The following is a 2,583-nucleotide window of genomic DNA, read 5'->3' as shown; positions in this document are numbered from 1 at the left end:
GAGATCACCAGTTTCGCGGCGTCCTCGACAGACATGTCCAATTCGATCACATCCTCGGCTGGCAGAAACAGCAGAAAGCCCGATGTCGGGTTTGGTGTCGTGGGCACAAAGATACTGAGCAGTGCGCCAGTGTTGCCAGCCCTTTCGCTGACCTCGCCCTTGGCGGTGGTTGAAATGAACCCGATGGCCCAGATACCCTTGCGCGGATATTCGATCAGGCAGGCCTTTTCGAAGGACCGCTCGGACTGGGCAAAGATCGTTTCCGAAATCTGTTTGATCCCGGAATAGATTGAGCGGACCACCGGGGTGCGCCCGACCAGGCTTTCGGCGTAGCGGATCAGGGAATTGCCGATATAGCCCTTGGCGATCCAGCCGACAAAGACCGTGAACAGAAGGAATACGATGACGCCCACGCCTCGGACGTTCACATTAATCCAATCCGGGTTCGGGACAACGGCGCCGTTGCGCTCGATGAAACGCGGGTTGTTCAGCCAATAGTTGACGATCGAGTCCGGCTGCCAGACCGTGGGCACCAGCGGCCAGACGAAGCCATCAACCCAACCGATGACGGTCCAGATCAGCCAGATTGTCAGGCCCACGGGTGCAATGACCACAAGGCCTGTCAAAAATGATGCGCGCAATCCTGAAAACAGGCCGGGCTGCCTGGGCTCTTTAGGGTCAAAAGGAGTGGTCATCGGGGTCCCGGCGCAAGTTCACGGAACAAGTAAGTCAACGTGCCCGGCACTACAATGGTTTCCGCCCTTTATTCAGGCATTTGGCTCCATTGCGCCCAATTCCGTTGCAATGGCGGCTGCCAGCCGCGCATTGTTTCGCACCAAAGCGATGTTTGCCGTCAGTGAGCGACCTTCTGTCAGCTCAAAGATCCGTTGCAACAGGTAGGGGGTCACACCTTTGCCCGTGATGCCGTGCGCATCCGCGTCTCGTGCGGCCTGTGCAATGATTGGGGCAAGTGTTGCACGGTCGATCTGATCTGTTTCGGGGATCGGGTTTGCGACCAGTTGACCACCCGGAATGCCCATAGCCGAGCGTTGAGCGTGGGCCGATGCGATGGATGCGGCGCTGTCCATGCGCAGGGGCGCGGCAATGCCTGCGCTGCGCGACCAGAAGGCAGGCATATCGTCCTGCCCGTAGGCAATGACCGGTACGCCTTGCGTTTCCAGCACTTCGAGCGTTTTCGGAATGTCGAGGATGGCCTTGGCCCCGGCCGCAACAACCGTCACCGGGGTCTGCGCAAGCTCCAGCAGGTCGGCAGAGATATCAAAGCTGTTTTCAGCGCCCTTGTGCACACCGCCGATGCCGCCGGTGGCAAAGACGGAGATACCGGCAATCCGGGCCGCGATCATGGTTGCAGCCACTGTCGTTGCGCCGGTGCCACCATTGGCCATGCAGACCGCCATGTCGGCACGGCTGAGCTTGGCTACGTTTTTGGTCTGCGCCAGTGTTTCAAGTTGGGCATCTGTCAGACCTACGTGCAAGGTGCCGTCAATCACGGCCATTGTCGCGGGCACGGCTCCGGCTTTGCGAATGTCCGCTTCGACCTTACGCGCGACCTCGAGGTTTTGCGGATAGGGCATACCGTGCGTGATGATCGTGCTTTCAAGCGCAACAACGGGCGCGCCTGCGGCCAAGGCATCTGCAACTTCGGGCGAGGGAGTGAACAGGGTCATGTGTCGGTCTTTCCTGAAACATAGATCGCGGCGGCTTCTAGCGCGGCGTGAAGGGCCTCGGGGCGATCTGCCCCGCGGACTTCCGCCGCGATGTGGGCCGCCATGAAGGTGTCACCAGCGCCGGTGATCCGGGTGACCAGCACTTGCGGCGGCGTCTCGCTGACCAACCCGTCGGTCGATCCTTCTGTGGCCGTGTTGCCGCCATCGGTCACAAGGACACGGGCTGCGCCGCGCTCCAGTAATCCCTCTGCTGCTTCCATGGACGTTTCGAAACCGCGCTGGCAGAGCAGGCCCGCTTCTTCGAGGTTCACGTAGAGCGTTCCTCGGCTGTGGGTCAAAAACGGACCCAGCCGTTCGGCTTTGCCGGGAGAGGCCGGAGCCACGCGCAGGTCTGCGGCTGCAAGCACCGGGCTGGTCGCAATCTCGTTCAACAGGTCCAGCGTCAGGTTGCCATCGAGCGCAGCAAGCCCAGTGTAGGGTGCGCGATCCGTTGCGATCGTGCCATCGGTCAGCGGGCGCAAGATCTTGGCCCCCGCGCTTTCCAATGAATGCGCATCTGCGATGGCGGCGATCAGGCCATTGGCGCCTTCAACGGCCATGTATTGGTCGGTGGGCAAGTCTTCGGAGCGGTAGACAGTGTCGGTGATCATGCCGCGCGCGGTGCAGGCCGCGATCAATTCGTCCCCCTCAGCGTCGCGCCCGATGGCTGTCAGCAGTGCAGGTGTCAGTCCGAAGCGGGCCAATGTCATGGCAATGTTCATGGCCACACCGCCGGGCAGACGGGTGATCCGGCCCGGCACGTCCGACCCCTGGCGCATGGCCAGCGGTGCGCGGCCAATCACATCCCAGAGGACCGAACCGATGCAGAGAATGTCATGTGAGCGGGTCATGCCCG

General features: G+C 61.4%; 3 protein-coding genes. All 3 read right to left on the bottom strand.

The features are described from left to right. Positions 1-695 (bottom strand): DUF502 domain-containing protein (locus AC6RA8_RS22080; RefSeq protein ID WP_500355932.1); only part of this gene is annotated, 695 nt, incomplete at its 3' end. 72 nt (positions 696-767) lie between these two features. After that, complete coding sequence (locus tag AC6RA8_RS22075; RefSeq protein WP_500355930.1) at positions 768-1,688, bottom strand: pseudouridine-5'-phosphate glycosidase; 921 nt, start codon at positions 1,686-1,688, stop codon at positions 768-770. Then, positions 1,685-2,578 (bottom strand): PfkB family carbohydrate kinase, encoded by an 894-nt coding sequence (locus tag AC6RA8_RS22070; RefSeq protein ID WP_500355934.1) that lies wholly within the window; start codon positions 2,576-2,578, stop codon positions 1,685-1,687. The genes AC6RA8_RS22075 and AC6RA8_RS22070 overlap by 4 nt, the downstream gene beginning before the upstream one ends. Between the last annotated feature and the right edge of the window lie 5 nt (positions 2,579-2,583).

The organism is Tateyamaria sp., assembly GCF_059783535.1.
This window is presented reverse-complemented; position numbering and strand designations above follow the sequence as displayed.